Origin of the sequence: Pyxidicoccus fallax, assembly GCF_012933655.1 — a bacterium.
Lineage (GTDB): Bacteria > Myxococcota > Myxococcia > Myxococcales > Myxococcaceae > Myxococcus > Myxococcus fallax.
The window spans coordinates 1-885 of sequence record NZ_JABBJJ010000732.1; the positions used below are offsets into that span (position 1 = coordinate 1).

1 pseudogene is annotated in these 885 nt (G+C 72.7%); it reads right to left on the reverse strand.

Going from position 1 to position 885, the window contains the following annotated elements:
• Window positions 1–733, reverse strand: a pseudogene (locus tag HG543_RS53865) (ABC transporter substrate-binding protein); the annotation flags it as partial.
• Window positions 734–885 lie beyond the last annotated feature (152 nt).

An 885-nucleotide genomic window follows, 5' to 3' on the forward strand; every position in this document is an offset into this window, starting at 1 on the left:
CTTGAGGGGAGGGCGGCGGGGTGCCCGGGGCGGCGCCGCTCTCGGAGCCCGGAGGGGGCGTGGCACCCTCGCCACCCGGAACCGGGGCGGTGCCCTCGGGCGCGGTGCCCTCCGTGCCGCCCGGGGCGGTGGGCTCGGGCAATTCGATTCGGTACCAGTCCTCGTCCCCGGCGTGGCCCAGGAAGGCCGTCACCGTCTGGCCGAGCGGCAGGGCCGGCGCGTCCACGGCCCGGTCATTGGGCTCGCGCTCCTCGCCGTCATTGGCGGGGCGCATCCGCACCTCGAGCGTGTAGGCGCCGCCCACGCCCTTGCGCGCGGGCACCACGCGGACCCAGCGCTCGCCCTCGACGTAGAGGTTGGGGAAGCGCTCCGGCTTGCCCTCGCCCTCGCTGTTGATGGCGACCAGCCGGTTGCGGTCGCGGTCATACACCTCGAGGGTGATGTCGCCGCCGGGCAGCCCGGACACGGTGACGTCCGCCACGCGGGGAGCGGGGGGCGCCAGCCGGTACCAGTCCTCGTCCGCCTTGTTCGGCTGGGCCGTCAATTCGGCCGTCACCGTGCTGTCGCGGATGATTTCGAGCGATTGGTCCGGCCGCTCGTTGGGTTCCTTCTCGGTGAGGGCGGACGGTCCCGTCTCCACCGGACCCGCGTCCGGGACGGTCTCCTGTGCCTTGTCCCCCTTGCAGGCGACCAGCATGGCCGCCAGCACACAGCCCCACCCCCAACGTCGCATCAGAATCTCCCTTGCGGAATGGCCGCCATCCTTCCTCTCGGCGACCCGGTGTCAAGCACCCCAACACCCTCGCGGGCGCTTTCATCCTCGGCTGGAGCCCCGCCCGAGAGGCGATCCAGAATGCCCCCCATGCGAAGCCTGCTCGCCATCCC